This window comes from Sphingomonas sp. CFBP9019 (genome assembly GCF_034045155.1).
Lineage (GTDB): Bacteria > Pseudomonadota > Alphaproteobacteria > Sphingomonadales > Sphingomonadaceae > Sphingomonas > Sphingomonas aerolata.
In genome coordinates this window covers 229,840-256,447 of record NZ_JAXCWK010000001.1, presented here as the reverse complement: position 1 = coordinate 256,447, position 26,608 = coordinate 229,840, and the positions used below count along the sequence as shown (strand labels likewise).

Annotated in this window: 23 protein-coding genes; 13 read left to right on the top strand and 10 right to left on the bottom strand. The window is 65.9% G+C overall.

Annotated elements, in window-relative coordinates:
- Positions 1–8: 8 nt before the first annotated feature.
- Positions 9–1,079: a 4-hydroxyphenylpyruvate dioxygenase gene (gene hppD / locus SOM18_RS01040; protein WP_031439068.1), complete on the bottom strand. Its 1,071-nt coding sequence runs from the start codon at positions 1,077–1,079 to the stop codon at positions 9–11.
- An 88-nt stretch (positions 1,080–1,167) separates the two neighbouring features.
- Here hppD and SOM18_RS01035 point away from each other — a divergent pair, with 88 nt between their 5' ends.
- Positions 1,168–1,665: a MarR family winged helix-turn-helix transcriptional regulator gene (locus SOM18_RS01035; RefSeq protein WP_031439069.1), complete on the top strand. Its 498-nt coding sequence runs from the start codon at positions 1,168–1,170 to the stop codon at positions 1,663–1,665.
- On the opposite strand, the gene SOM18_RS01030 is transcribed toward SOM18_RS01035, so the two are convergent.
- Positions 1,620–2,507 (bottom strand): LysR family transcriptional regulator, encoded by an 888-nt coding sequence (locus tag SOM18_RS01030; protein WP_031439070.1) that lies wholly within the window; start codon positions 2,505–2,507, stop codon positions 1,620–1,622. The genes SOM18_RS01035 and SOM18_RS01030 overlap by 46 nt on opposite strands.
- A 92-nt stretch (positions 2,508–2,599) precedes the next feature.
- Between SOM18_RS01030 and SOM18_RS01025 the strand changes: the two genes are divergently transcribed.
- The 9 genes from SOM18_RS01025 to SOM18_RS00985 all read left to right on the top strand — a co-directional run bounded on the left by SOM18_RS01025 (position 2,600) and on the right by SOM18_RS00985 (position 12,081).
- On the top strand, positions 2,600–4,726 hold the full coding sequence (locus SOM18_RS01025; RefSeq protein ID WP_235188244.1) for a malate synthase G: 2,127 nt from the start codon (positions 2,600–2,602) through the stop codon (positions 4,724–4,726).
- 87 nt (positions 4,727–4,813) lie between these two features.
- On the top strand, positions 4,814–6,112 hold the full coding sequence (gene hmgA, locus SOM18_RS01020; RefSeq protein WP_031439072.1) for a homogentisate 1,2-dioxygenase: 1,299 nt from the start codon (positions 4,814–4,816) through the stop codon (positions 6,110–6,112).
- Positions 6,109–6,750, top strand: coding sequence for a maleylacetoacetate isomerase (gene maiA / locus SOM18_RS01015; protein WP_031439073.1), 642 nt, complete (start codon positions 6,109–6,111; stop codon positions 6,748–6,750). Before hmgA ends, maiA begins: the two co-directional genes overlap by 4 nt.
- Before the next feature lie 114 nt (positions 6,751–6,864).
- Positions 6,865–7,977, top strand: coding sequence for a glycosyltransferase family 4 protein (locus SOM18_RS01010; RefSeq protein WP_192139079.1), 1,113 nt, complete (start codon positions 6,865–6,867; stop codon positions 7,975–7,977).
- Positions 7,974–8,897 carry a glycosyltransferase gene (locus SOM18_RS01005; RefSeq protein ID WP_031439075.1) on the top strand — a complete coding sequence of 308 codons (924 nt, stop codon included), beginning with the start codon at positions 7,974–7,976 and terminating at the stop codon, positions 8,895–8,897. The genes SOM18_RS01010 and SOM18_RS01005 overlap by 4 nt, the downstream gene beginning before the upstream one ends.
- A complete protein-coding gene (locus SOM18_RS01000; RefSeq protein WP_042466288.1) occupies positions 8,894–9,997 on the top strand; it encodes an acyl-CoA dehydrogenase family protein in 1,104 nt (367 codons plus the stop codon). The genes SOM18_RS01005 and SOM18_RS01000 overlap by 4 nt, the downstream gene beginning before the upstream one ends.
- Entirely contained in the window at positions 9,994–10,686 is a 693-nt protein-coding gene (locus SOM18_RS00995; RefSeq protein WP_235188245.1) for a PIG-L deacetylase family protein, read from the top strand. The genes SOM18_RS01000 and SOM18_RS00995 overlap by 4 nt, the downstream gene beginning before the upstream one ends.
- On the top strand, positions 10,670–11,248 hold the full coding sequence (locus SOM18_RS00990) for an SAM-dependent methyltransferase (RefSeq protein ID WP_031439078.1): 579 nt from the start codon (positions 10,670–10,672) through the stop codon (positions 11,246–11,248). Before SOM18_RS00995 ends, SOM18_RS00990 begins: the two co-directional genes overlap by 17 nt.
- On the top strand, positions 11,245–12,081 hold the full coding sequence (locus SOM18_RS00985; protein WP_320481164.1) for a glycosyltransferase family 2 protein: 837 nt from the start codon (positions 11,245–11,247) through the stop codon (positions 12,079–12,081). Before SOM18_RS00990 ends, SOM18_RS00985 begins: the two co-directional genes overlap by 4 nt.
- A 2-nt stretch (positions 12,082–12,083) precedes the next feature.
- On the opposite strand, the gene SOM18_RS00980 is transcribed toward SOM18_RS00985, so the two are convergent.
- The gene (locus SOM18_RS00980; RefSeq protein WP_031439080.1) at positions 12,084–13,400 is read right to left on the bottom strand and encodes a sensor histidine kinase; all 1,317 of its coding nucleotides are present in this window, start codon (positions 13,398–13,400) and stop codon (positions 12,084–12,086) included.
- Positions 13,397–14,065: a response regulator gene (locus SOM18_RS00975; protein WP_031439081.1), complete on the bottom strand. Its 669-nt coding sequence runs from the start codon at positions 14,063–14,065 to the stop codon at positions 13,397–13,399. Before SOM18_RS00975 ends, SOM18_RS00980 begins: the two co-directional genes overlap by 4 nt.
- A 110-nt stretch (positions 14,066–14,175) precedes the next feature.
- Here SOM18_RS00975 and SOM18_RS00970 point away from each other — a divergent pair, with 110 nt between their 5' ends.
- On the top strand, positions 14,176–14,787 hold the full coding sequence (locus SOM18_RS00970; RefSeq protein ID WP_128082095.1) for a hypothetical protein: 612 nt from the start codon (positions 14,176–14,178) through the stop codon (positions 14,785–14,787).
- 85 nt (positions 14,788–14,872) lie between these two features.
- Here the strand turns inward: SOM18_RS00970 and SOM18_RS00965 are convergent, their stop codons facing one another.
- The 3 genes from SOM18_RS00965 to SOM18_RS00955 are packed head-to-tail and all read right to left on the bottom strand — an operon-like array spanning position 14,873 to position 17,092.
- Entirely contained in the window at positions 14,873–15,211 is a 339-nt protein-coding gene (locus SOM18_RS00965) for a hypothetical protein (protein WP_031439083.1), read from the bottom strand.
- Positions 15,204–16,757: a PepSY-associated TM helix domain-containing protein gene (locus tag SOM18_RS00960; RefSeq protein ID WP_037528746.1), complete on the bottom strand. Its 1,554-nt coding sequence runs from the start codon at positions 16,755–16,757 to the stop codon at positions 15,204–15,206. The genes SOM18_RS00965 and SOM18_RS00960 overlap by 8 nt, the downstream gene beginning before the upstream one ends.
- Positions 16,754–17,092 carry an iron transporter gene (locus tag SOM18_RS00955; protein ID WP_128082093.1) on the bottom strand — a complete coding sequence of 113 codons (339 nt, stop codon included), beginning with the start codon at positions 17,090–17,092 and terminating at the stop codon, positions 16,754–16,756. Before SOM18_RS00955 ends, SOM18_RS00960 begins: the two co-directional genes overlap by 4 nt.
- Before the next feature lie 194 nt (positions 17,093–17,286).
- On the opposite strand from SOM18_RS00955, the gene SOM18_RS00950 reads away from it, so the two are divergent.
- Complete coding sequence (locus SOM18_RS00950; protein WP_031439086.1) at positions 17,287–18,573, top strand: glycoside hydrolase family 130 protein; 1,287 nt, start codon at positions 17,287–17,289, stop codon at positions 18,571–18,573.
- Between the two features lie 48 nt (positions 18,574–18,621).
- Here the strand turns inward: SOM18_RS00950 and SOM18_RS00945 are convergent, their stop codons facing one another.
- Positions 18,622–20,997 (bottom strand): TonB-dependent receptor, encoded by a 2,376-nt coding sequence (locus SOM18_RS00945; protein ID WP_320481163.1) that lies wholly within the window; start codon positions 20,995–20,997, stop codon positions 18,622–18,624.
- A 544-nt stretch (positions 20,998–21,541) separates the two neighbouring features.
- Here SOM18_RS00945 and poxB point away from each other — a divergent pair.
- Positions 21,542–23,290, top strand: a complete 1,749-nt coding sequence (gene poxB / locus SOM18_RS00940) for a ubiquinone-dependent pyruvate dehydrogenase (protein ID WP_031439088.1) — start codon at positions 21,542–21,544, stop codon at positions 23,288–23,290.
- Between the two features lie 54 nt (positions 23,291–23,344).
- On the opposite strand, the gene SOM18_RS00935 is transcribed toward poxB, so the two are convergent.
- Positions 23,345–25,012: an MFS transporter gene (locus tag SOM18_RS00935; protein WP_031395000.1), complete on the bottom strand. Its 1,668-nt coding sequence runs from the start codon at positions 25,010–25,012 to the stop codon at positions 23,345–23,347.
- A 48-nt stretch (positions 25,013–25,060) separates the two neighbouring features.
- On the bottom strand, positions 25,061–26,476 hold the full coding sequence (locus SOM18_RS00930) for a DcaP family trimeric outer membrane transporter (protein ID WP_320481162.1): 1,416 nt from the start codon (positions 26,474–26,476) through the stop codon (positions 25,061–25,063).
- Positions 26,477–26,608: the final 132 nt, after the last annotated feature.

Here is a 26,608-nt window from a genome sequence, read left to right as displayed (position 1 = left end):
TGACGTCGTCACGCGTCGACCGTGATCACCCCACGCCGGATCTGGTCGAGTTCGATCGATTCGTACAGCGCCTGAAAGTTGCCGTTGCCGAACCCCTCATTGCCCTTGCGCTGGATGACCTCGAAAAAGATCGGCCCGAACAGCGGTTCGGTGAAGATCTGGAGCAGCAGCCCCTCTTCGCCGACATTGCCGTCGAGCAGGATCCGGTTGCGCCGCAGCCGCTCGAGATCTTCGCCATGGTTCGGCACACGCTTGTCGACCAGTTCGTAATAGGTCTCGATCGTGTCCTGCAGCCGGACGCCGCGAGCCCGCAGTTTCTCGACGGTCGTGTAGATATCGTCGGTGGTCAGCGCGAGATGCTGGATGCCTTCGCCGTTATAATCGCGGATGAACTCCTCGATCTGGCTGTGGTCGTCCTGGCTCTCGTTCAGCGGGATCCGGATCGCGCGATCGGGCGCGATCATCGCCTGGCTGAACAGGCCCGTCGCCTTGCCCTTGATGTCGAAATATTTCTGCTCTTCGAACCCGAAAATCTGACCGTAAAAGGTCGACCAGGTCCGCATCTGCCCGCGCTTTACGTTGTGCGTGAGATGGTCGAGCAGATCGAGACCGACCGAATTCTCCGCCTCGGCCTCCGCCGCGCCCGGGATTTGATCCCAGGCATCGTACAGGCTGCCAGCGCCGCCATGACGGTCAACAAGATAGAGCAGCGATCCGCCGATCCCCTCCAGCGCGTAGCTCTCGTCGCCCAGCGCACCGAGCGACGCATCGGCCGCCTTCGCGCCCCGTGCCAGCGCAGCGTCGAAGGCCGCCTTGGCGTCCGCAACACGGAACGCCATGCCGTTCGCCGAAGGACCATGGTCGGCGCGGAACGTCGCGGCCTGCCCCGTCGGTTCAGCGTTGAGCAAAAGGTTAATGCGACCCTGTTTGTAGCGGGTCACTGCCTTGGTCGGATGCCGGGACGCGGGCACGAAACCCAATTGCTCGAACTGTTTGCCCATCGCCGCCGGATCGGGCGATGTGAACTCGCAGAACTCGAAACCATCCAACCCCATCGGGTTGACGTCCATATGCTCCATGATGCGACAGCCTCTCACAGCTTTATAGTATCGTTGGATACCAACTGCGCGTTTACGCAGATCGTGTCAACTGATACTATCCCGGGCCATGACCGCTTCATCCGACCGCCCACTGCTGCTCGACGACTTCATCCCGTTCCGGCTGTCGTTCACGTCGAACCTCGTCAGCGACACGATCGCGCGCAGCTATGAATCGCTGTTCGGTCTCTCGATCCCCGAATGGCGGCTGGTCGCCGTCATCGCCGAAACCGGCGGCATCACGCAGGCGGAAATCGGGCACCGCACGCGCATGGACAAGGTTACGGTAAGCCGCGCGGCGATTGCGCTGGTCGAACGCGGGCTTCTCGAACGGCGCGCCAATGCCAGCGACCGTCGCTCGCACCTGTTGATGCTCAGCGATGCCGGGCGCACGCTTTACGCTGCGGTCGCACCCAAGGCACGCGATCTGGAGGCGCGGATCTTTGCACAGTTCGACCCGGCCGAAGTCGCCGCGTTCACGGCGATGCTCCGCCGGATCGACGCGGTGACCAGCGCGCTTGATCAGCCGGCCCAGGGCGGTGACGGTGTCCACAGCGTCCGCAAATAGTCGAGCAGCGCGACAACCGACGACGGCACTGCGCCGCGCGGGTGCAGCGCAAAGATCCCGACATCCGCGCTCCCCTCGATTGCCGGCAGGACGCGAACGAGCCGCCCCGCCGCCAGATCGCTGCTGACATCCCACAGCGACCGCAGCGCGATCCCCACGCCCGACAGCGCGAATTCTCTCACGACCTCGCTCGAATTCGTGCGCACGTGGCTCGCGGCATCGATCGTGAAATCGCCGTCAGGCCCCGTCAGCCGCCACGGCATTTGGCCGCGCGCCGCAAGCAGCCGATGGTCACCCAGCGCCGCCGCGCTGTCGGGAATGCGCGCCGTTTCGAGATAAGCGGGTGCGGCACACAGGACCCGGCGGCTGTCGCCCAGCCGGTGCGCGTCAAAACCCGGCTCGACCGTCGGCGCGATCCGGATCGCGAGGTCGATACCTTCGCCGAGCAGGTCCGAAAAACCGTCTGACAGATTTAGTTCGAGCGCGATGTCGGGATGCGCATCGAGAAAGGGCTTGAGCCGAGGTGCGATATGCAAGCGCCCGAACGACGTCGGCGCGCTGACGCGGAGCGGACCGCTCGGCCCGGCGGCCCGGTCGCCCACCCGCCCCTCGGCCTCCCGGATCGCGGCAAGGATCGCGACCATGTCCGCGTGATACCGCTCGCCTCGCGCCGTCGGCTCGAGCCGCCGTGTCGTACGATTGAGCAGCCGCACTCCGAGCCGCGTCTCTAGCCGGACGATCCGTTTCGATACCATCGCCGGAGAGATGCCGCGCAAGCGGGCAGCTCCGCTCAGGCTTCCGGCCGCGACGACGTCGACAAACAAGGCGGCATCCGGATCCATTCGTTCCCCCGGTGATCGACAGCTTCAACACTTGATCGTCTACCGAACAGCCTGGCGTTCGTATAGAATGATCTTCAGATAGGGAGAGAGCAATGAGCGCGACGTCAGAAGGCATGATCGACAAGGCGGGGCTGCGTGTCGCGGCACCGCTGGCACGCTTTCTCGAGGACCAGGCGCTGCCCGGCACCGGGGTCGACCCGTCCGCCTTCTGGTCCGGAATGGCCGACATCTACGCCCGCTTCGCACCCGAAAATCGCGCGCTGCTTGCCCGCCGCGATGCGCTGCAGGCGAAGATCGACGCCTGGTACGGCGCGCTTGCCGGCCGCCCCGTCGATCCGGATGCACAGGCACGCTTCCTCCGCGAGATCGGTTATCTCGTCGAGGAGCCTGCGCCGTTCGTGGCGACCTCGACCCGCGTCGATGACGAGGTGGCACGGCTGGCAGGCCCGCAGCTGGTCGTGCCGGTCCTCAACGCCCGGTTCGTCCTCAACGCCGCAAACGCGCGCTGGGGCAGCCTGTACGACGCACTCTACGGCACCGACGTGATCCCCGGAACGCCGTCCGGTCGGGGCTATGATCCGGACCGCGGTGCACAGGTGATCGCCTGGGCCAAGGCGTTCCTCGATTCCAGCGTGCCGCTTGCGACGGGTTCGTGGACCGACTGGGACGGCAGCCCGCCCGTGCTGGCACAACCGGATCAGCTCCGCGGCCATGCCGGCAGCACGATCCTCTTGCGCCACAATGGCCTGCACATCGAGCTTGTCATCGATCGCGACCATCCGATCGGCGCGTCCGACCCCGCCGGACTCGCCGATGTCCGGCTCGAATCCGCGCTCACGACGATCGTCGACCTCGAGGATTCGGTTGCCGCGGTCGACGCCGACGACAAGGTCGCGGCCTATGCCAATTGGCTGGGCCTGATGAAGGGCGATCTGGAGGCGCAGTTCGACAAGGGAGGCCGGACGCTGACCCGGTCGCTGGAGCACGACCGCCGCTACACCGCGCAGGACGGGTCGGAGATCGTCCTGCCGGGACGCAGCCTGTTGTTCGTCCGCAATGTCGGCCATCTGATGACCACGCCCGCGATCCATCTGCCCGATGGGACGGAGGCGCCCGAGGGCATTCTCGACGGGATCGTGACCGCGCTGATCGCGCTTCACGATCTGAACGGTACTGGTCGCTTCCGGAACAGCCGCCAGGGTTCGATCTACATCGTCAAGCCGAAGATGCACGGCCCCGACGAAGCGGGCTTCACCAATCGGCTGTTCGACGCGGTCGAGGATCTGCTCGGCCTCGACCGCAACACGATCAAGGTCGGCGTGATGGACGAGGAACGCCGCACTTCGGCCAATCTGGCCGCCTGTATCGCCGCGGTGAAGGACCGCATCGTGTTCATCAACACGGGGTTCCTCGATCGCACGGGTGACGAGATGCACACCGCGATGCGCGCCGGACCGATGATCCGCAAGAGCGAGATGAAGGCCAGCGGCTGGATCGCCGCCTATGAGGATCGCAATGTCCAGATCGGCCTCGCCTGTGGCCTCAGCGGTCGCGCTCAGATCGGCAAAGGCATGTGGGCCGCGCCCGATCGCATGGCCGACATGCTCGACCAGAAGATCGCGCACCCGATGACCGGCGCCAACACTGCCTGGGTCCCCTCGCCCACCGCGGCGACGCTCCACGCGACGCATTACCACCGCGTCGACGTCTTCGCGCGGCAGGCAGCACGACAGAGCGAGCCCGTCACGCCGCTCGAGAAGCTTCTGACGATCCCGCTGGCACACGGCCATAACTGGTCCCCCGACGAGATCCGCGACGAGCTCAAGAACAATGCGCAGGGCATTCTCGGCTATGTCGTGCGCTGGATCGATCAGGGCGTCGGCTGCTCGAAGGTGCCGGACATTCATGACATCGGCCTGATGGAAGATCGCGCGACCCTGCGGATCAGCTCGCAACATATGGCGAACTGGATGCTCCACGGCATCGCGACGCCCGCCGCCGTCGATGCCGCCTTTGTGAAGATGGCGGCAAAGGTCGATGCGCAGAATGCGTCCGATCAGCACTATCGGCCGATGGCAGGGCACGAAGCAACCAGCCTTGCCTATCGCGCCGCCCGCGCGCTCGTCTTCGAGGGCCTTGATCAGCCCAATGGCTATACCGAACCCCTGCTCCACCGCTTCCGGCAGGAGGCGAAAGCAGTACAAACTGGTAACAGTTGACACCATATTAGCCGGGGGCCATCGTTCGGAGCGAAACCCCCGGCCACCGCGGCACGTCGAACAGGGGTGCGCGAGGAGAGTGTTACGATGGCCAACGACCCGGCCGACACCGGCTATATTTCGGGTTTCGGCAACCATGTCGCGACCGAGGCCGTCGCAGGCGCGCTGCCCGTCGGGCGCAATGCGCCGCAACGACCTCCCTTCGGGCTGTACACCGAACAGCTATCGGGCACGGCCTTCACCGCACCGCGTCACGAGAACCGGCGGAGCTGGCTATACCGCATGCGCCCGACCGCCGAACATCCGCCCTATGTACGATATGACGGCGCCGCACGTTTCACGGCGGGCGCGCAGGACGGTCCGCTGGCGCCCAACCGTCTGCGCTGGGACCCGAGCGCGCCGCCGCCAGCGGGAACCGACCTGATCGACGGCATGACGACGATGCTCGCCACCCGCGATCCTGCGGATCTGGAGGGCGTCGCGGTGCATCTCTATGCCGCCAATCGCGACATGACGGCGCGGGTCTTTGTCGATGCCGATGGCGAACTGCTGTTCATTCCGCAGTCCGGCCGGCTCGAACTTCTGACCGAGCTCGGGCGGATCATGGTCGCGCCCGGCCAGATCGCGCTCATCCCGCGCGGTGTTCGTTTCCGGGCTTTGCTACCCGATGGGCAAGCAACGGGCTATGTCGCGGAAAACCATGGCGCCCTGTTCCGTCTGCCCGATCTAGGTCCAATCGGCGCGAACGGGCTGGCCAATCCGCGCGATTTCGAAACGCCGGTCGCCTGGTTCGAGGATCGCGACACGCGGTTCGAGGTTATCCAGAAATTCATGGGAGCGCTGTGGTGCACGACGCTCGAGCACAGTCCGCTCGACGTCGTGGCGTGGCACGGCAATCTGGCGCCGTGGCGTTACGATCTCGCGCGGTTCAACACGATCAACACGGTGAGCTTCGACCATCCCGATCCGTCGATCTTCACCGTTCTGACCTCGCCCTCCGACGTACCCGGGCGCGCGAACGCCGATTTCGTCGTCTTCCCGCCGCGCTGGATGGTCGCCGAGGACACGTTCCGCCCGCCCTGGTTCCACCGCAACGTCATGTCCGAGGCGATGGGGCTGATCCACGGCGCCTATGACGCCAAGGCGGCCGGCTTCACGCCCGGCGGTCTGAGCCTGCACAATCTGATGGCAGGCCACGGTCCCGACCTCGATAGCTGGACTGCCGCGACCAACGCCGATCTCAAGCCGCACAAGATCGACGGGACCATGGCCTTCATGGTCGAGAGCTGCTGGCCCTACCGACCGACGCCGCATGCGCTGGAGCATGCCCAGCTCGATTATGACGCTGTCTGGGCCGATTTCCCCAAGGCGGTGCTGCCGGCATGATCCTGCACGGCTATTGGCGGTCGACAACCTCGTACCGTGTGCGGATCGGGCTGAACCTGAAGCAGTGCGCTTATGAGCAACGCACGCACGACCTCAGGACCGGCGAGCAGCGTGACGCGGCCTATCTCGCGCTCAACCCGCAAGGGCTGGTACCTGCGCTCGAGATCGGCGACGGCACGATCCTGACGCAGTCGCCTGCCATCCTCGAATGGCTCGACGCGACCTATCCGGCGGCGCCGCTATTGCCCGCCGATCCGACCGAGGCCGCGATCGTGCGCGGCATTGCGGCGACGATCGGGTGCGACATTCATCCGGTCAACAATCTGCGGATCCTTGATGCACTCAGGACAGATTTCGCCGCGACGCCCGATCAGGTATCGGCCTGGATGACGCGGTGGATGACCGCGGGATTCGATGCGATCGAGCCACAGATCGCTCGCCATGGCGACGGCTATGCCTTTGGCGCCACGCCGACGCTGGCCGACTGCTATCTCGTGCCGCAGGTCTATGCGGCCGGACGCTTCGCCGTCGATCTCTCACGCTACCCCTGTCTGGCCACCGCCGCCACGAACGCCGCGACCCTGCCGGCCTTCGTCGCTGCACATCCCGACATGCAGCCTGACCGCGACCCGCTATAGTATTGATATAGATTAGCACAAACAAGGTCCGAGTTGCGGACATAAAAGCCGAATTGATGCGTTTCTCACCGAATCGACGCGATTTAGATCGTGATCGCTGGTGAAGGGGCCGGAATGCGAATCGCAATTATTGCGCATCTCAAATATGCCATCCGCGAGCCTTTTGCTGGCGGTCTCGAGATGCATACGCACCTGTTGGCGACCGCGTTACGCCGACGTGGACATGCGGTCACAGTATTCGCATCGATGAAATCCGATCCGGCAATGGGGCTCGAGGCAATCTGCGACGAAACCTCGCTTCTCGAAACCGGCACCGCCGAAGCGCAGGACGTGACGTTCTTCCGCGAACACCATGCCTATCTGCGGTTGATGAGCATGCTGAGAAATCGACGGTTCGACGTCATCCACAACAACTCGCTCCACTATCTTCCCGTCTCGATGGCGGAAACGCTCGATACGCCGATGGTCACGACGCTGCACACACCCCCGTTCTGCTGGCTGGAAAGCGGCATCCGCCTCTGCAAGTCACCATCGATGCGCTTCGTTGCCGTATCAGATACGATCCGTGGTCTGTGGAGCCACGTGACGCCGATCGACCGGACGATCCCGAACGGTATCGACCTTGCGAGCTTCCCCTTCCAACCTGCCGCAAGTCCGGACCGCTATCTCGTCTGGTATGGGCGGATCGTCGCCGAAAAGGGCCTTCATCTGGCGATCGACGCGGCGAGGCTGGCAGGCTATCCGCTCCGCATCGCCGGACCGATCTCCGATCCGGATTACTATGCAGCCGAGATCCTGCCGCGGCTCGGCGCCGACGTCACGCATGTCGGGCATCTCGAGCATGCGGCACTCGGCGCGCTCGTCGGCGGCGCGAGTGCGTTCCTCTGCACGCCCCGCTGGGAGGAGCCGTTCGGGCTGGTGGTCGCCGAAGCCCTCGCGTCCGGGACGCCCGTCGCCGCCTTTGCGCGCGGCGCGATTCCGGCGCTCCTCGACGAGTCCTGTGGCACGCTCGCACGCGCGGACGATGTCGCATCGCTCGCGGATGCCGCGCGGCGGGCGGTGCTGCTCGACCGCCGCGCCTGCCGCCTGCGCGCGGAGGCGATCTGCGACGCCGACGTCATGATCGACCGCTATGAGGATTTATACGAAGAGATGATCCAGCCGACACGCCACGCCGCACGGGGCCGCGCGTCTGACTATCCGATCACGTTGGCGGGGGCGGCATGACGGACGCCCGCTTTTGCGTATGCGTGCCCGCGCGTGACGAGGCAGACCGCCTGCCAATTCTGCTCGACGCCCTCGCGCGACAGGACGTGGATGGACCGATCCGCGTCTCGATCTTGATCAACAACACCGTCGATGACAGCGTCGCCGCGGTGGCCCGGGCACAGGCAGCCTGGGGCGAGCGACTGCATCTTGCCGTAGCCTGCCACGATCTTCCGCCCGAGCGCGCGCATGCCGGCACCGCACGACGCTTGGCGATGGAGGCCGGCTTTGCACGCATCGATCCGCATCGCGGCGTTCTCATCTCCACCGACGCGGACACCCGGCCGCCGCCCGACTGGATCTCGGCGATGCTTCGCGCGATCGACGCGGGGCTCGATATCGTCGGCGGCCGGATCGTCGTCGACGATGCCGAACCGCTCGCGGCGGACATGGACGCGATGCAGATCAAGCTCGACCGCTACTGGGCCTGTGTACGCGCGATCGAGGACGACATCGATCCGTGCCGCTGGGATCCGGCGCCCCGTCACGGCGATCATACCGGCGCAAGCCTGGCAATTCTTGCCCCGCTCTACCGTGCGGCGGGCGGTGTCCCCGCTATCCCCGCCGGGGAAGACCGTGCACTGGTCGAGGCAGCGGTCGCGGCAGGTGGTCGGCTCGGTCATCCGATGAGTGTGTGGACCCGTGTGTCCGCGCGCACCATCGGTCGCGCGACCGGGGGCATGGCGGACCATATGCAGGCGCTGTCCGATCGCGTGGCGCGCGGCGAGCCCACTTTTCTGCCGTCGTTCGATCAGTGGCGCGCACGCGCGGCGTGGCGACGGATGCGGCGCGACCAGCCGGGTGGTGATTCCGGGGTCGCGCGCGATGAACCCCTGCTCCCGCCAATGCGCTGCGACATGCCGCTGGGGCTCGACCGATGAGTGGCCCGACTGCACGGCCGGCCGCCGCGACGCCGTCCCTCGACCTCGTCGAGACGCTCGCGTCCTGCGGCGAGCGTTATGATGCCGCCCCGATGTTTCCCGCGGACAGCATGGCCGCACTGGTCCGCCACGGCCTGCACCGGCGGTTCGCCCCGCGGGCGCTCGGTGGGCAGGCCAATTGTGCACCCGATGAACTGCTCGATGCGCTGCGGACGGTCGGACGCGGCGACCTCAGCGTCGGGCGGCTGTTCGAGGGCCATGTCAATGCGCTCGCACTGTTCGACTGGTATGCATCGGCGGATCAACTTGCCTGGCTCGATACCGAACTCGACCGCGGCGCCTGGTTCGGCGTCTGGGCGACCGAACCTCCGCCCGGCGTCGCGGTAACCGACGGTCCTGACGGCCCTGTGCTCGATGGGGCCAAGCACTTCGCAAGCGGCGCCGGCGGTATCGATTACGCGATCGTCACCGCGCGTCCGGCGGCGGGCCAGCGTCCGATCGTCGTCATCCCGGCCGATGATCCCGTGCGTACCGACGCGTCCCGCTGGCGCGTGCGCGGCATGCGCGCGAGCATGAGTGGTCGCTACGAATGTTCGGGCTATCCCGCCGGCGTCATGCAGACGCTAGGCGCACCGGGCGACTATGACCGCGAACCCCGGTTCACCGCGGGGGCATGGCGGTTCCTGGCGGTCCAGCTTGGCGGCATGGAGGGGCTGCTGACCGAGACCCGGCGCGCCTTGTCCGACGCCGCGCGCGGCGACCCCGTCCAGCGTGCGCGCTTCGCCGAGGCGGTAGTTGCCGCGCGCACCGCCTACCTCTGGATCCGCGAGGCTGCGGGACGTGCCGCGCGTGAGGAGGCCGACGCCATCGTCTTCGTCCAGATGACGCGTGGTGTCGTCGAGCGTGCCGCGCTTGACGTCATGGAAGCCGCCGCCCGTCTGCTCGGTACGCGCAGCGCGTTTGATGGTGAGCGTGCGGACAAGATCAGCCGCGACCTTAGCCTCTATCTGCGTCAGGCAGGCCCTGATTATGCGCGCGATCAGGCGGCGCTCGCCTGGCTCGACCGCGACGTCTGGGGCGCCGGTGACCGCTTGTGGTGACCCCCGCGACTGCACTGAGCCGAAGTCCCTGGCGCAGCGCGCGGTGGCTGGTGCTCGCGCCGCACGCCGATGATGAAACGCTCGGCACGGGGGCATTGATCGTCGATACGGCGGCGCGCAATCGCCTTGCCGGGGTGATGATCCTGACCGACGGATCGGGTTCGCATCCCTGCCCGACGCCGGCGGATCGTAGCGCGCTTATCCGGCGACGGCGCAGTGAAGCACGACATGCCGTCGCGCTGTTGACCGGCGAACGGCGGATCGTCCCGCGGTTTCTCGACTGGCACGATGCAAACCCGCACCGCCCCGGAAGCGCCGCGTTCCGTCGGTCCGTGCGGCAACTCGCGGCCCTGTTGCGCCGGCACGCGGTCAACGCGATCGCGACAACCGCGGCAGGCGAGCCGCATTGCGATCATGCCGCGTGCTTCACGCTTGCGGTGCATGCTGCGTACGCGGCGCGCAGGCCGGTCGCGATCTTCGAATATGCCGTCTGGGGCGAACGCCCCGCGGGCAAGCGCGTCGTCCGCACCGCGGCGATGCCGACCGGCCGGCGCAGCGCCGCGCTTCGCGCGCACCGCAGCCAGTTGACCGGATTGATGGGCGACGGCTTTCGCCTGCCGCGCGCGCAGCAGCGCATGCCGGGCACCGATCTCCTCTATCTGGCGAGCCGACATGCGACCCGACCATAGCCTCGACGCGCGCTATTTCGACGACGTCTTCACCGGCGACGATGATCCCTGGTCGCTCGCCTCGAGCCCGTATGAAGCCGCAAAGTTCGATGCGACGATCGCCGCGATCGACGATCGACGCTATCGTTCCGCCCTTGAGATCGGCTGCGCCCACGGCGTGCTGACCGCGCGGCTTGCGCCTTTGTGCGATACCCTGACCTCGATCGACATCAGCCTGCGCGCGGTCGAGCTTGCCCGGTCGCGCTGCGCCGCACTGTCCAATGTCACGGTCACCCGCTGTAGCTTCCCGGCCGAGTCACCCGAAGGCGCGTTCGATCTCGTCGTGCTGTCGGAGGTCGTCTATTACTGGGACGACGCGGATATCGAGCGCGCAGCCGCTGCGATCCGCGCCAGCGCCACGCCCGATTGCCGGATCATACTCGTGCACTGGACGGGCGATACCGACTATCCACAGACCGGCGACGCAGCCGTCACCAAGCTGCGCGACCGGCTCGGCGATTTTGCGATCGAGCGTGCGGAACGGACCCACGCGTACCGCCTCGACCTGTGGTCCCTGCGATGACGCCGCTCTCCGTCCTGACCCTCGTCAAGGACCGCGAACCCCATCTGATCCAGCTGGTCGAGGGCCTGAAACGGAGCGCGGTTGCCCCCGCCGAACTGATTGTCGTCGACATGAGCAGCGACCCGGTCGCGCAGCCGGAGGCGCCCTTCCCCGTCCACGTCCACCGGCTCCAGACCGGCACCCTCGCGCTCGCCGCCGCACGCAACCTTGCGGCGCGGCACGCGACGTCCGCACATCTGCTGTTTCTCGACGTCGACTGTATCCCCATGAAGCAGTGTCTCGGCAGGATGGGTGCGGTGCTCGATAAGGACGATGCGTTGCTCTGCGCGGATATCCGCTATCTCGGGCCCGACGACGCACGTTCGACGTGGAACGAAGAGGTCCTGCTGGCGGCAGGGCGGCCACATCCGGTGCGCAGTTTTCCCGCCACGGGCACGCGGCGCGAAACCAATCCCGGTCTGTTCTGGTCGCTGGCGTTCGCGATCCGCCGGAAGCGGTTCAAGGCACTGGGCGGCTTCGACGAGGCGTTTGTTGGCTATGGTGCGGAAGACACCGACTTCGGCTTTCGCGCCGAGCATGCACAAACCCCGCTGATTTTCGTCGGCGGGGCGATCGCCTGTCATCAGTATCACGACAGCTATGATCCGCCCGTCCAGCATCTCGACGACATCGTCCGCAACGCAACGATATTCCATGCGCGCTGGGGCTGGTGGCCGATGCAGGGCTGGCTCGACGCCTTTGTCGCGATGGGGCTGGTCGAATATCGCGACGACGGCATCCGCATCCTGCGCGGTCCGAACGCCGCGGACCTGATCGCCGCGCATTCCGGCTAGTCCTAGACCGCGGTACCGATCGGCAATGTGACCGAAGCCGAGAGCCCACCGCCTGGGGCATCGTCGAGGACCAGCACGCCGCCATACAGCGCCGCGAGCTCGCGCGCGATCGCCAGGCCGAACCCATGACCATCCTCGCGTTCGTCGAGCCGCACGCCGGCTGCGGTCGCCCGCTGACGGTCCGCCAGCGCGATGCCCGGGCCATCGTCGATGACGCTGAGCCGGATCATGCCCTGATCGACCCTCGCGGCGACACGCACCGTCGTTCGCGCATGCCGCGCGGCATTGTCGATCAGATTGCCCGCCAGCTCGTCTAGATCCGCGGCATCGACCGCGACGTGCAGCGCGGAATCGATCGCGGCATCGATCACGACGCCGCGTTCCATCCTCAGCCGCCGGATCGTCGACACCAGATCGGCGATCGCGGGGGCGAGTGCGGTGCGGCTCGCATGACCGCCGGCGATGTTGCGTGCCCGGGCAAGATGATGCCGGATCGTTGCGTCGATCCGTGCAAGCTGCGCCGCCTGGGCCGGATCGTCACGCACCGTTAGCGCAAGCGTCGCGACGGGGGTCTTCAGCGCATGCGCCAGATTAGCCGCCGACGCGCGCGCGGTCGCGAGCGCCGCCGCATTGTCCCGCGCGAGTGCGTTCAGTTCGATCGCGAGCGGACGAAGCTCGTCGGGCTGCGCTTCGGACACACTGGCGGCCCCCCTGCGCATCGCGGCTACACCGTCGCGCAACGCGCGCAGCGGTCGCAATCCGATCCGCACCTGCACCAGCGTCGCAATTCCTAGCAAGATGCCAAGGATGCCGAGCGTCGCGAGCAACGGCACCACCGCCGCCTGGATCGGTCGGGCGACGACGTCGCGCGGTGCCGCTGCGGTCAGCACCACCGGCCCCGCGTCGGTCGCGATCGAAATCTGTCGAGCATGGACCCCGTCGCGTCCCTCCAGTGGTTGCGGACGCGCCTCCCCTTCCCCGCGCAGCGCGTCTCGCGGTGCCGGGCCGGGCGTCCGCAGCGTCGGAAATTCGGCGGAACTCACTGTTTGTGCCGGACCGCTGATCTGCCATTGCCAGCCAGGGCCGGCATCGAGCAGGCCACGAAGCCGTGTCAGTCGCGCCCGGTCGATCCGCCCATCGCCATCGACCGCACCGGCAAGCAGGGACAATTCGGCATCGAGCCGCTGGTCGAGCCCCTGGGTGACGAACCGCTGCAGCACGCCGGCGATCGCCGCGCCCGCAACCGCGAGAGCAACGAGGGTGGCGAGCAGTGAAAGGCCGAGCATCCGCCCATGAATCGACCGCGGGATCAGCGTCATCGGGGTATCGGCGTCGCAAGCCGGTAACCTCGACCGCGCACGGTATCGATCAGCGACGCGCCGATCTTCTTGCGCAGGCGACCTACGATCACCTCGAGGCTGTTCGAATCGACGTCCGCATCGCCCTCATAGACACGCTCCATCAGCGCCAACCGCTCGATCACGGCGTCCTTCGACAGCATCAGCGCCGAGAGCACCCGCCATTCGAGCGCAGTCAGCTTAATCGGCAAACCGTCCAGCTCGAACTGGCCGATCTGCGTCTCGAAGGCGAGCGGGCCGCATTCGAGCCGCGTGGCGCCATGCCCCGCCGCCCGGCGCACCAGCGCACGCAGCCGCATGACCAATTCCTCGACGCGGAATGGCTTGGTCATGAAGTCATCGGCCCCCGCCTTGAACCCCGCCACCTTGTCCGACCATCCGTCGCGCGCGGTGAGGATCAGCACGGGAAGGTCGCGCCCCGCCGCCCGCCAGTCCCGCAGGATCGTGACGCCGTCTCGGCCCGGCAGGCCAAGATCCAGCACGGCGGCGTCATAGGCCTCGGTGTCGCCCAGATGCCCCGCATCGACGCCGTTTGCGGCAAGATCGACCGCGCAGTTCTCGCCTCGCAAGGCCTTGGCCAGCGCGGGGCCGAGATCGGGATCGTCCTCGACGAGCAATATACGCATGACGACCTCGCTAGCTGTGCACGCTAAACCCAAACTGAACGGGGAAGTTCAGCGGGGCGTGGGGATGCGGCGCCTAGAAGCCGGTCATCGACACGAAGAGGAGACGATGAATGCCCCGTTTGATGGAAACACTGAACCGCGGAACGCGGATGAGGCTCGCCGCTGCCGCCCTGCTCGCAGTCGGCGTCGCAGGCGGCGCCAGCGCCGTATCGCTGACGCGGCCCGGCATCGAGATGGCCCCCACCACGCCGACCGCGATCGCCCGACTGTCGGGCACGAGCGGCGTGGTGACGGTGAAGGGCCGTGTGGTCGAGATCTTCGGTGACCGCTTCGTCCTTCAGGACGCAACCGGGCGGACGATGATCGATGCCGGCCGCAACGGTGATGGCGTTACCGCCGGCGCGACGATGACGGTACAGGGGCGCTACGACAACGGACAGCTGCGCGCCTCCTATCTGGTCGATCCGAATGGGCGGATCGTCGCGGGCGGGCCGCCGCCGCATGGCCCCGGTGGTCCTCGCGCCCCCGGTGGTCCCGGCCACGATGGTCCGCCGCCTCCGCCACCGGGCGGCGCGAACTTGGCCCCTCCCGGTGTAATGGCGCCGTCCACCGTCCCAGGCTGCGCCCCATCCGTAACCGGTGTCACGCCGCCACCGGCACCCGTCGGCACACCCGTCGCGCAAACGCTACCCCGCGCACCGGCTGCCACGGTAAATCGCTAGGATGGTTGCGATCCGCCACAACTGTGGCGGATCGAGGCCTCAGGCCGATTGAGAACGACCGGCACCCTCCGTACCGCTTCCGCCGTCAGGCCGAAGCGGTACGGTGTTCGTCTTTCGAAGGTCGTAGGGCACGCGCCATGCCGAGGATCAGGACGACGGGCCGCAAAATGAACATCGGCGCGACCGACAGCGTGCCGACCATGATGACCGCCGCGATCGAGCCACCACCCAGAAACCGCACGACGCGTTCGCCGCTGACCGGCGCCCCGCACCGCAGGAACGCCAGCGTCAGCGCGGCGGCGGCGGCGATCCGCAACAGCCGTATCGTCCCGGGTGCGGTGATCCCGAGATCCCGGCGATAGCGAAACGCGGAGGCCGCGAGCAGCATCCAGCCCGCCAGTGCAACGATGATCGTTTCAAGCATGAACCACTCCACGGGCAGGACGTCGTACCGGAGCCGCCGGACGAAGTTGCGCGACACGCCATGCCGCCATCGCCAGCACGGTGGCGATCGCGAGCATGGTCAGGTCGAACCCGGCAAATACCGGGTCGTCGCCACGCAATGAGGCCGGCAGACCGCGCGCGGTCGTTACGGCATTGATGACCGGAATTGCGGCAAACGCGATGGCGCCGATCGCGAAGCTCTCGATCCAGGCGCGCCGCGGCGATCGGGCCAGCTGCATGACTGCGACCGCGCCCCAGGCCCAGAACATCGCGGCGACTTCGCCATCGGCGCGCCCGGCCGCATCGGCAGGAATCACCCGGTTCGCCAGGAGATACGCTGCCATCCCGACCGGCAGCCCGGCAATCACCGCGATGTTCAAGCGCTCGACAAGCGTCAGCCCCGGGAACGGCGCCGCGCCCGGCCGCCGCCGCTTGGTCGTCCAGAGCAGCAGGCCCGTACCGACCATCGCGGCGCCGGTCAGGCCGAGCAGGCAATAGGCCCAGCGCAGCCCGGTACCCGCATAGCTCGCGACGTGTAGACCGAGCATCACCCCCGCAGTCATCAGCGCGGGCCCGGTGCCGCCCGATCGCTCGAGCATTTGCCCAGTGCTTCCCGAATAGGTCACCGATGGCAGCCGCGCATTGATCGACACGCCGGCATGCCGATACACCGTCACCGTTGCCGCACGATCATTCGGATGGCGTACCACGACCCGCGTCGCAGGCGCGCCGAGCACCGCTTCGGCCTTCTCGATCATCGGCCCGATCGGCAGCAGCGGCGCGGCAATGCCGGTCGCGGCGCGTTCGGTCGGAATGCCGAATGCGACCGCCCCGTAATCGAGCGGCGTCTTGTAGTTCACCATCGCCGGCCACGGCATGTACATCGCCACCAGCGTGATCAGCCCGGTATAGGTGATCATCGCGTGATAGGGCAGCGCAAGCACGGCCGAGACGTTATGCGCATCGAGCCAGCTGCGCTGTCCCTTGTTCCAGCGCAGCGTGAAGAAATCGGCAAAGATCCGCTTGTGCGTGATCACCCCCGAGACGATCGCCGCGAGCATCACCATCGCACACAGTCCGGCCAGCCAGCGCCCCCAGGGATAGGGCAGCTGAAGCTGGAAGTGGAACCGATAGAAATGCTCGCCGCCGCGCGTTTCGCGGGCACGAACCGGCTCACCGCTGCGGGGATCGAGCGTCAGTTCGGCGGGACGTGGCGGTGCCGTCGACGTCGGACTCCGCTGCTCGAACACGCGCGTCACTGCCGAGCGGGCATCGGGAAGATAGAGGAACCACTGGACGTCGTCACCCGCGCCGATCCGCTGCAGATAGGTCATCGCGCCTTGCGCCGCCTGCGCAGGCGACACCGTGCTCGCGCGGATTTCGGGTTGCATCCACTGAGTGATTTCGGGCCGGAAATAGCTTGCCGTCCCCGTCAGGAACATCGCGAACAGCAGCCATCCCGCGAGCAGTCCCAGCCACCCATGGATCCACGCCATGCTCTGCCGCAGCGGCAAGGCAGCCGTCATGGGCGGACCCCGAGCAAGGCCAGTGCCAGGCCGATCGCCGCGCTGCCGCCCCAGATGCCGAGCATGACGCGCATCACGCGTGGCCCGTGAAAGCTCCAAAGCGCGGCGATTGCGTAGACCAGGAACGAGAGGATCATTCCCCAGCTGGTCGCCTCGGCACGGTCCACTGGCAGCAGCCGCGCGATCAGCGTGGCGACCGCCGAGGCAAGAACATAGCCACCGACCAGCGCGGTCCCGATCCGGGCAATCATCGGCACGACCGCAGGACGCAACCGACGCCGCGGCGACGTTGCCGTTCGCCCTAGGTCCGGCGTGCGCTGCGGGGTGGCCTGCATGGTCATGCCCTACAGAAGTTTGCGAGTGGTTATCAATAGCAAAGTTGTTGGACGATTTCCGGTCAGGTCCGAGAGCAGCAGGTCACGGGGAAATCCGCCGCGGCGATGCGATCCATGGATATAAACGCGCGGTCTATCGCTGAACGGGGCAAGGGTGTGCGCATGCAGGACGCCGCCCGATGAAAGGTCCGCGCATGGAAGCTGCCAACGTCTTCAAGAAGCTTGAGATCGAACTCAAGCCCGATCCTTCGCGAACGGTGATCCGCCCGTTCAGCTTCAGCTATCCCGAGGCATTTGCGGCCAACCGTCCATCGCGCGCGCAAACGGTGGCGCAGCGGGTGATGGCACTCGACCCCGCGCTGCGCAAACGCATGGTCGAACTGCTCGCAAAACCGATGGAGGAGCGGCATCGCAATGCCGATGAGGTCTTCCGCCGCCGCTTTGCCGAGGTTCAAGATGAGCTTGATATCGGCGACATCGACGCCGACGAGGCCCTGCTGCTGGGCGCCTATTTCAGTCAGGAATATGCGTTCGAGTCGGCGGCCCTGTTCAATCCGAGCATCGCGCGGATCGACGACGAACCCGCATCGGCCACGGGCGGCGTCAAGTTCGTGCTGTCGTTGCGCGGCATCGGCGAAGGACATATTTCCTCGGTCACGTTCCGGACTGGCGAATGGGGCCCCGACGATCGCCTCGTGATCGATCCGGCAAGCCCGCATGGTGTGCCGCCACGAATCGACCGCAACCAGGATGGCTGGGTCCGGCTCTTATGCGACGACAGCCAAGATGCGTCGGAAACGGTCATCTTTCCCGTGCTGCCCAGCCAGCGCCAGGGTGTCGAGGATTTGCGCCTCGTCAATTTTACCGATCATGACGGCGTTCGCAGCATCATCGGGACCTATACCGCGTTCGACGGACGCAAGGTTCAGCAGGAAATGCTCCGCGGCGTCGACATGCGGACCTTCGAAATGCGCCCCCTCGCCGGCGCCATGACCGGCTACAAGGGCATGGCGCTGTTCCCGCGCCGGATCGATGGCCAGTTCGTGATGCTCGGACGGCAGGACAGCGAGACGATCTGGCTGCTCCGCTCGGACGATCTTTACACCTGGGAGCGCGGGACGCCGATCATGGCACCGAAATATCCGTGGGAATTCGTGCAGCTTGGCAATTGCGGATCCCCGATCGAGATCGACGAGGGCTGGCTGGTCTTCACCCACGGCGTCGGCATGGTCCGCGGCTATTGCATCGGCGCATGCCTGCTCGACAAGGCGGACCCCAGCCGTGTGCTGGCGCGCACGCCCTCCCCGCTCCTGTTCCCGAGCGCGGAGCAGCGTGGCGGCTATGTGCCGAACGTCACCTATAGCTGTGGCGGGCTGTTGCAGGGGCGCCGCATCCTGCTGCCCTATGCGATCGGCGACGAATATACCGCGTTCGCCACCGCACAGGTCGATGATATCCTGTCGGTCATGGCCCCCGCCTGACGTGCAGGCAGGTTCGGGCGCGGCCGCCGAGCGCCGCGCCCGATCTCGTCAGAAGGTGATATTGAAGCGCGCGTAATAATAGCCGCCGTTGATGCCGTAGGGACTGAACGTCAGCGGCCCGTCGAGAACATTGGCGTCGTTGACCAGCGAGTTGGTCGACCCCGGCACCAGCCCGACGGTCGGCGGCCGCTTGTTGAACAGGTTGTTGGCACCGACCGACAGCTTGAGTGCGGCGGTGAGATCGTAGTTGAGTTCGACATCGCCGATGAACGCCGACCCGACCGTCTGCTTATAATATGCGCCGCCATCCGGGGTCAGATACGCCGTCGTCTTGCCGTAGACGGTCCTGCGCAGCGTCGCACCGAAGTTGTCGAGCGCATAGACGATCGAACCGATCACCTTGGTCTTGGGCGACGCCGTCTCGAGATAGCTGATCGCCTCCTGGTCAAAGAGCGGGATGCCGCCGAGCGTCGCAGGCGCCGCATTCAGTCTGAGCGCCTTGGTCTCGTTATAATTGCCCGACAGCATCCAGTTCACTTTGCCATAGTCCGCAAGATCGGTGACGTAGCTCGCCACCAGATCGATGCCGCGGGTCCGCGTGTCCGCGCCGTTGGTGAAGATGTTGATCCCGGTCTGATTGACGGTCGGGTCGAGGATGTTGCCATTCGCCCGAATGGCCGCGGTCACGATCGGGAAGTTCGTCGCACCACCGCTGCCGTACAGAGAGCCGGTCCCGAGAATGCGGTCGCGGATCTTGACCTGATAGGCGTCGATCGTGATCGTCAGGCGCGGTGCCGGGCGCAGCACGGTCCCCAGGCTGAAATTGGTCGATTTCTCCGGCTTGAGATTGGCAAACCCCAAGAGCTTGGCCGCGGCGGAATTGGCCGGCAGCTGCACGAACGCGGACGTCGGCGAGACATTGGTCGCGGAATAATAGGACTCCGCGAGCGTCGGCGCCCGGAACCCGGTCGAGACCGTGCCGCGCAGCGCGAACGAATCCGAAAAGTCGTACCGGCTCGTCCCCTTGTAGATGAACTTGCTGCCGAAATCGGAATAATGTTCATAGCGTCCGGCGACATCGACCTTCAGCCCGTCGATTGGCATCATCGCGACATCGACATAGGCCGCCTGGCTGTTGCGGCCGTTCACGCCCGCATCGGATGGCCGGAACCCGGGATAGGATTGCCCGCCCTCCTTGTAGATCGATGCGGCATCGCCCGAGCCGATCTCGTACACGTTCTTTCGATACTCCGCGCCGAATGCGAGGTTCAGCGGGGCCGCCATGCCCACCGCGATCTCGCGGGTGACATCGGCGTTCGCGGTGAACTCGGTCGCCTTGAAGAAGCCGTTATAGAAGCTCGTCGGCGTAAATCCGGTATCCGCGTAGAGCGAGGCGTTGGCGGAATCGACGGTGTAGATCAGGTTCTTGTCCTGCCCGAAACTGGTCGACAGGTCGTAAGTGAAACCGCTCAGCAGTCCGCGAACCCCGCCGGTAAACGCCATGTCGTCCTCGCGGATCTTTTCGCGCGGTGAAAAGCCGTTGACCGGGCTGTCGCCGTCAGGATCGAAATAGGTCGTGACCCCACCGACCGTCCGCGAGACCCGCGTCGGTACGCGCAGATTTTCGTACGCGCTGGCGATCCGCTTCGAATAGGTGCCGAAACTGTAAACCTCCGCCGCGCCGAAGTCGTAGGCGCTGTTAAATTGCAGGTTGGTAAGGCGGGATTGCGCATCGCCGTTGATGCGATTGACGTACGGAAAGCCCGAAATATTGGGGTAGAGTTGCTGTTGCAGGGGACTTAGCGCCGGCGACGTCGTGCCGGTCAGCAATTTGCCATCACCGTCCGTCACCCGCCGGTCGAGCCCGCCGACCTGCGTGAAGTCGTGATAGCGGTGAAATGCGGTCACGTTGAGGAACCCGTCCTCGCCGATCTTGGTCGCGAGATGCAGCGTCCCGGCATAGGTCCGCCCGCCCGTCTGGTAATTCTCGCCCGCGGTCGCATAGCCATCGCCGCCCGTACCGCCGTCCTTGAGGATGATGTTGATCACCCCGGCGATCGCATCCGAGCCATATTGCGCCGCCGCGCCGTCTTCCAGAACCTCGATCCGCTTGATCGACGAGGGGGAGATCAGGTCGAGATCCGCGGTCGCGGCCCCCTGATAGGGCCCGCCGAGCACCGCAAGGTTGGCGGTGCCATGCCGGCGCTTGCCATTGACGAGCACCAGTGTGTGGTTGGGGCTCAGCCCGCGCAACCGCGCGGAAAGCGTCAGGTTCGCGGTGTCGCCGCCAAATGCCTGCGCGGTGAAGGACGGGACCAGCTGCGTCAGGATCTGGTTCAGATTGGGCTGGCCGACATGGCTCATCATGTCGGCATCAAGCACCTTGATCGGCGCCGCGCTTTCGGCGGCAGTAATACCGGTCACACGCGTCCCCGTCACGATGATGTCGTCGGGGATGTCGGCGGACGCATCACTTGTCGGCGGGCTGGCCGATCCTACCGTGGCGGGGTTTGTCGTCTGGGCAAGCTCTTGGGCACTGGCCGAAACATGCCCCCCCAGCAGCAACGGCAACGATCAAGGCGTGACGCGAGATATGATGAGCGATCTTCATTAGGCTACCCCCGAATGGTGAGCGCCTTTTCGGATCCTTCCCCCAAGTCCATCGACGATTTACGTCGTTTGCTCACGCAATACTGGCCGTGCCGAAATCAATCCTTTGTCATGGGCCCGGCATGTTGCCGGGATCCGTTGCGCATGCTCGGGTTTCCAAATTTTGAATGCAACCTATTCAGGGTAACGAGATCGTATCTGCGCGCGTTTTCCAACCGAAAATTTGAACTTGTTACATTTCTGCAACGATCCGGCCGTACCGCTCCCAGGTTCGATTCCGCGATTTCGCCGCGTCACTTGCCGCCGGGACGCGTTGAGGCCTCGACCTTCACCCTTTTTCGAGACCCGGAGACGCCCGATGCCCAAGACCCTGATCGCCGACCTGTTCGTCGAGACGCTCGAGCTTGCCGGCGTCGAGCGAATCTATGGCGTGGCCGGCGACAGCCTGAACGGCCTCACCGAAGCGCTCAGGCGGAGCGGAACGATCGAATGGGTGCACGTTCGCAACGAGGAAGCGGCGGCCTTCGCGGCCGGCGCCGAAGCGCAACTGACCGGCAAGCTCGCGGTCTGCGCCGGGTCCTGCGGGCCGGGCAACCTGCATCTGATCAACGGGCTGTACGACTGCAACCGGACCCGCGTCCCCGTGCTCGCAATTGCGGCGCAGATACCGAGCGCCGAAATCGGCTCCAACTATTTCCAGGAAACCCGTCCCGAAGCGCTGTTCCGCGAATGCAGCGTCTATTGCGAGACGATCTCCGATGCCGATCAGATGCCGCGCACGCTCGACACAGCGATCCGTGCCGCGGTCGGCCATCGTGGCGTCGCGGTCGTCGCGATGCCGGGCGATGTTGCATTGCGCACGACCACGGGCCTTATCGCCCGATCCCGCACCGCGTTGCTGCCCGAAGCGGCCACGATCATCCCCGATCAGGCCTCGCTCGCCAGCCTTGCCGCGCTGCTGAACGACGCCGGCAAGGTGACGATCCTTGCGGGTCGCGGCTGTCGGGGGGCGCATGCGCAACTCGTCGCGCTTGCCGGCGTGCTCCAGGCACCGGTCGTCCATGCACTCGGCGGCAAGGAATTCGTCGAATATGAAAATCCCTATGATGTCGGCATGACCGGGCTGATCGGCTTCTCGTCCGGCTATGACGCGATGATGGCTTGCGACACGCTGCTGATGCTCGGCACCGATTTTCCCTACCGCCAATTCTATCCGGAAAAGGCGAAGGTGGCGCAGATCGACCTGCGGCCCGAAAATCTCGGCCGCCGTACCGCGATAGACCTCGGCTTGGTCGGCGACGTCGGCGCGACGATCGACCATGTCCTGCCGCTGCTGACACGCGAGCGCGACGGCGCCTTCCTGCGCGACGCACGCGAGGATTACGCCAAGTCGCGCAAAGGCCTGGACGAGCTCGCGACCGGCACCCCGGGCAGCGGCGTGATCCACCCGCAGCATGTCGCGCGCGTCGTCAGCTACCTAGCAAGCGACGACGCCGTCTTTGCATGTGATGTCGGCACCCCGACCGTCTGGGCAGCGCGCTACCTCGAGATGAACGGCCGCCGCCGACTGATCGGGTCGTTCAACCATGGCTCGATGGCAAACGCCCTGCCCCAGGCGATCGGCGCGCAGGCCGCCTATCCCGGCCGTCAGATCGTCAGCCTGTCGGGCGACGGTGGCCTCGCGATGCTGATGGGTGAATTGCTGACCGTTCGGCAGCTCGGCCTGCCCGTGAAGATCATCGTCTTCAACAACGGCACGCTCGGCTTTGTCGAAATGGAGATGAAGGCGGCGGGGATGATCGAGACCGGCGTCGCGCTCGACAATCCCGATTTCGCCGCGATGGCGCGCGCGATCGGACTCCACGGCGTTCGCGTCACCGACCCTGGCGAGGTCGAGGCGGGCGTCCGCGAGGTGCTTGCGCATCCGGGCCCTGCGCTGCTCGATGCCGTCACCGCGCGCACCGAACTGTCGATGCCGCCCAAGATCACGCTCGAACAGATGAAGGGCTTCACGCTCTATATGGCGAAAGCGGTGATGAGTGGTCGTGGGGATTCGATCATTGAACTCGGCAAGACCAATGCCGGACTGTTCAAGACGCTCTTCTGAAACAGGTCCGGGGTGCGGCGGCTGCCGCACCCCGGGACTGCTCGATACTTGCGTTCAGCCGTGCAGCGAGCGGCGGAACGTCTCGGGCAGGAAGACCAGACCGACCAATGCGGTGACCGCACAGGCCAGGATCGGGTACCAGAGCCCGTAATAGATGTCCCCGGTCGCCGCGACCATTGCGAAGGCCGCGGTCGGCAGGAACCCGCCGAACCAGCCATTGCCGATATGATAGGGCAGCGACATCGACGTGTAGCGGATTCGCGTCGGGAACAATTCGACCAGCAGCGCGGCGATCGGGCCATAGACCATCGTCACGTACAGCACGAGCAGGACCAAAATCGCGACGACCATCGGCTTGTTGATCTGCGCCGGGTCCGCCTTTTCGGGATAGCCGACCGCGGTCAGTGCGGTCTTCACCTCGGCCCCGAACGCCTTGATCGCTGCAGTACGATCGGCCCCTGTCACGATCGCCGGATTGACGACCGGAATGGTCGCGCCGCCGATGTGGATCTGTGCGACCGTGCCCGCCGGTGCGACGACGTTGGTGTAGGAAATGCCCGCCTTGGCCAGATACGACTTGGCGATGTCGCACGAGCTGCTGTCGAACTTGTTCTTGCCGACCGGATCGAACTGTACCGAGCATTCGTCGGGGTTGGCGACGACGCTGACCGGCGACGACAGCTGCGCGGCATAGAGCGCGGGGTTGGCCGCCTTCGACAGCGCGTGGAACAACGGCATATAGGTCAGTGCGGCGAGCGCACAGCCGGTCAGGATGATCCATTTCCGCCCGACCTTGTCCGACAGCCAGCCGAAGAAGATGAATGCCGGCGTCGCGATCAGCAGCGCGATCGCAATCAGGATGTTGGTGGTCGGCCCGTCGACACGCAGGTTCTTCTCGAGGAAGAACAGCGCGTAGAACTGGCTGGTGTAGAACACGACGCCCTGCCCCACGACCGCACCGAACAGCGCGATCAGCACGATCTTGAGGTTGCCCCATTTGGCGAACGCCTCGGTCAGCGGTGCCTTGGAAGTCTTGCCCTCTTCCTTCATCTTCTGGAACACCGGGCTCTCCTCGAGCTGCATCCGGATCCAGAGCGACACTGCGAGCAGCGCGATCGAGACGATGAACGGGATGCGCCAGCCCCAAGCCGCGAACGCCTCCTCGCCGACGAGCGTGCGCACGCCGATCACGATCAGCAGGGCGGCGAACAGACCGAGCGACGCCGTGGTCTGGATGAAGCTGGTGAACAGCCCACGCTTCTTGTCGGGCGCATGCTCGGCGACATAGGTCGCAGCACCGCCATATTCGCCGCCGAGCGCGAGGCCCTGCAGCAGCCGCAGCACGACCAGCGCGATCGGCGCGGCGACGCCGACCGAGGCATAGCTCGGGAGCAGGCCGACGAGGAACGTCGACAGGCCCATGATCGCCATCGTGACGAGGAAGGTGTTCTTGCGCCCGACGACATCGCCGATCCGCCCAAATACCAGCGCACCGAACGGCCGCACCGCGAACCCCGCTGCGAACGCCGCGAGCGCGAAGATGAACCCGGTCGTCTCGTTGACGCCCGAGAAGAACTGCGCGGTGATGATCGTCGCGAGCAGCCCGTAGAGATAGAAGTCATACCATTCGAACACCGCGCCGAGCGACGATGCGATAATGATCAGTGGCTGGCTCTGCTTCACGTGACCAAGGGGAGATGCGTCCCCTGTTGTCGTTGCCATGGCGGTATCCTCTCAAGTGGAGCGGTGGTATTTTTAAGCGTCGGGCGATCAGAACCCGTATTTGAAGGCGAATTCCATGCGGTCGAGCGCACCGGTATCACCCGAAACCAGTTCGCGGACGGCGTGGCGATATTCGACGCCGATGTCGAAGCCCTTGCCCGGCGACCAGAACAGGTTGGCAGCGCCGCCATAGGACTTGGCATTGGCCAGCCCCGTGACGATCACGCCGGCCGGATAATCGGCCGATTGGTAGCTGCCCATCAGCGTCGAGTGGATCGCATCGGTCCAGCCGATACGCAGTGCCGCGAAGCCCGCGAAATTGTCGATCCGCTCGAGCTGCGTCGCGGTGCCGCCGTAGATCGCGTCGGGGACATATCCCAATCCCAGATACCGGCCGATGCCCTGGCCGTAGGTCGCCATGAAACGCAGGTCGTGACGCTTGCCGATTGGGATTTTCCCGGACCCGGAAACGCCCCAGCCAAAGGCGGTATCGCCGCGGCCCAGCGTATCGGTGCGCAATTCGCGCGCGATGCCGGCCAGTGCGAAATCGCCCAGTGTCGACTTCCAGTTCAGCCGTGCCACCACGTCCGGCAGGCGGTCGTCATCCGTGTCGACCAGCGCCGCATTGGCGGGCAGCGCCGTTTCCGTTTCGGGATTCTCAACCGCGACCTGCAACGTCAGCCCGGTTCGCAAGGGGATGGAGTAGCGGATCAGCGCCTGGCGGTTGAACACCGTGCCATCCAGCGGGCCGACGAAATCGGTCGTCTCGGGCAGCACCGCGATGTTCTGGAAGGTGGACCATTCCTGCCCGACCAGCAGATTGCCATATTCGATGAAGCCACGGCGGAAAGTGGGCGTGTAGGGGTTGGTCGCGCGCTGGGCACCGACCGGCGCCGTCGCGAGCGCAAAATCAAACTCCACCAGCGTCTTTATGTCGGTACCGTTCATCGGGGTTGCCGTGCTGAACTGCAGGCGGGTCTGGCGCGCGGAGAGCAACAGGTCCTGGCTGGAGAACCCGCCGCCGACCGGAATCTGCTGCGGCAAGAAGAACTCCTTGCCCAGCCCCCCGACCGCGACCTCGCCACCGCTGTAGCGGCTGGCAATGGCGTTGAGGCGAACGAAGCCGCCCAGCTTGACCGTCGTGTTCCCCATGCGAAAACCATCGGTCGGTGCCGAATTTGTTGCGACAGGCTTGGCCTGGGCCACATTGGTCGCGCCGGGCGATGCGGCCGGCGCCGTCACCTGCGACGCAGCGACGGCGGTCTGTGGGGGCACAGTCGGGGCCGCGGCGGCGGTTGCACGCGCTGCGGTCAACTCACCGCGAAGGTCCTGGACCGCTGCTTCGAGCGCCTTGAGCCGTGCTTCGAGTTCCGCCTCTCGCGCGGTCTGGCCGAAGGCGGCGCCCGGCGTCAGCCCGGCAAGGGCCGTGCCCAGCAGCAACGTCGTGAATACCGATCGTCTCATCCCAACCTCCTGGTTGCTCCACCGGTCTGACGCGTAGATGCAAGCAACACGACGATGGCGGATCGCCCGGGCGGGATCATCCCTGACTTTGGTTGGGGGTGCCGCGTACCGCGCGACCGTCTAGAACGGCGG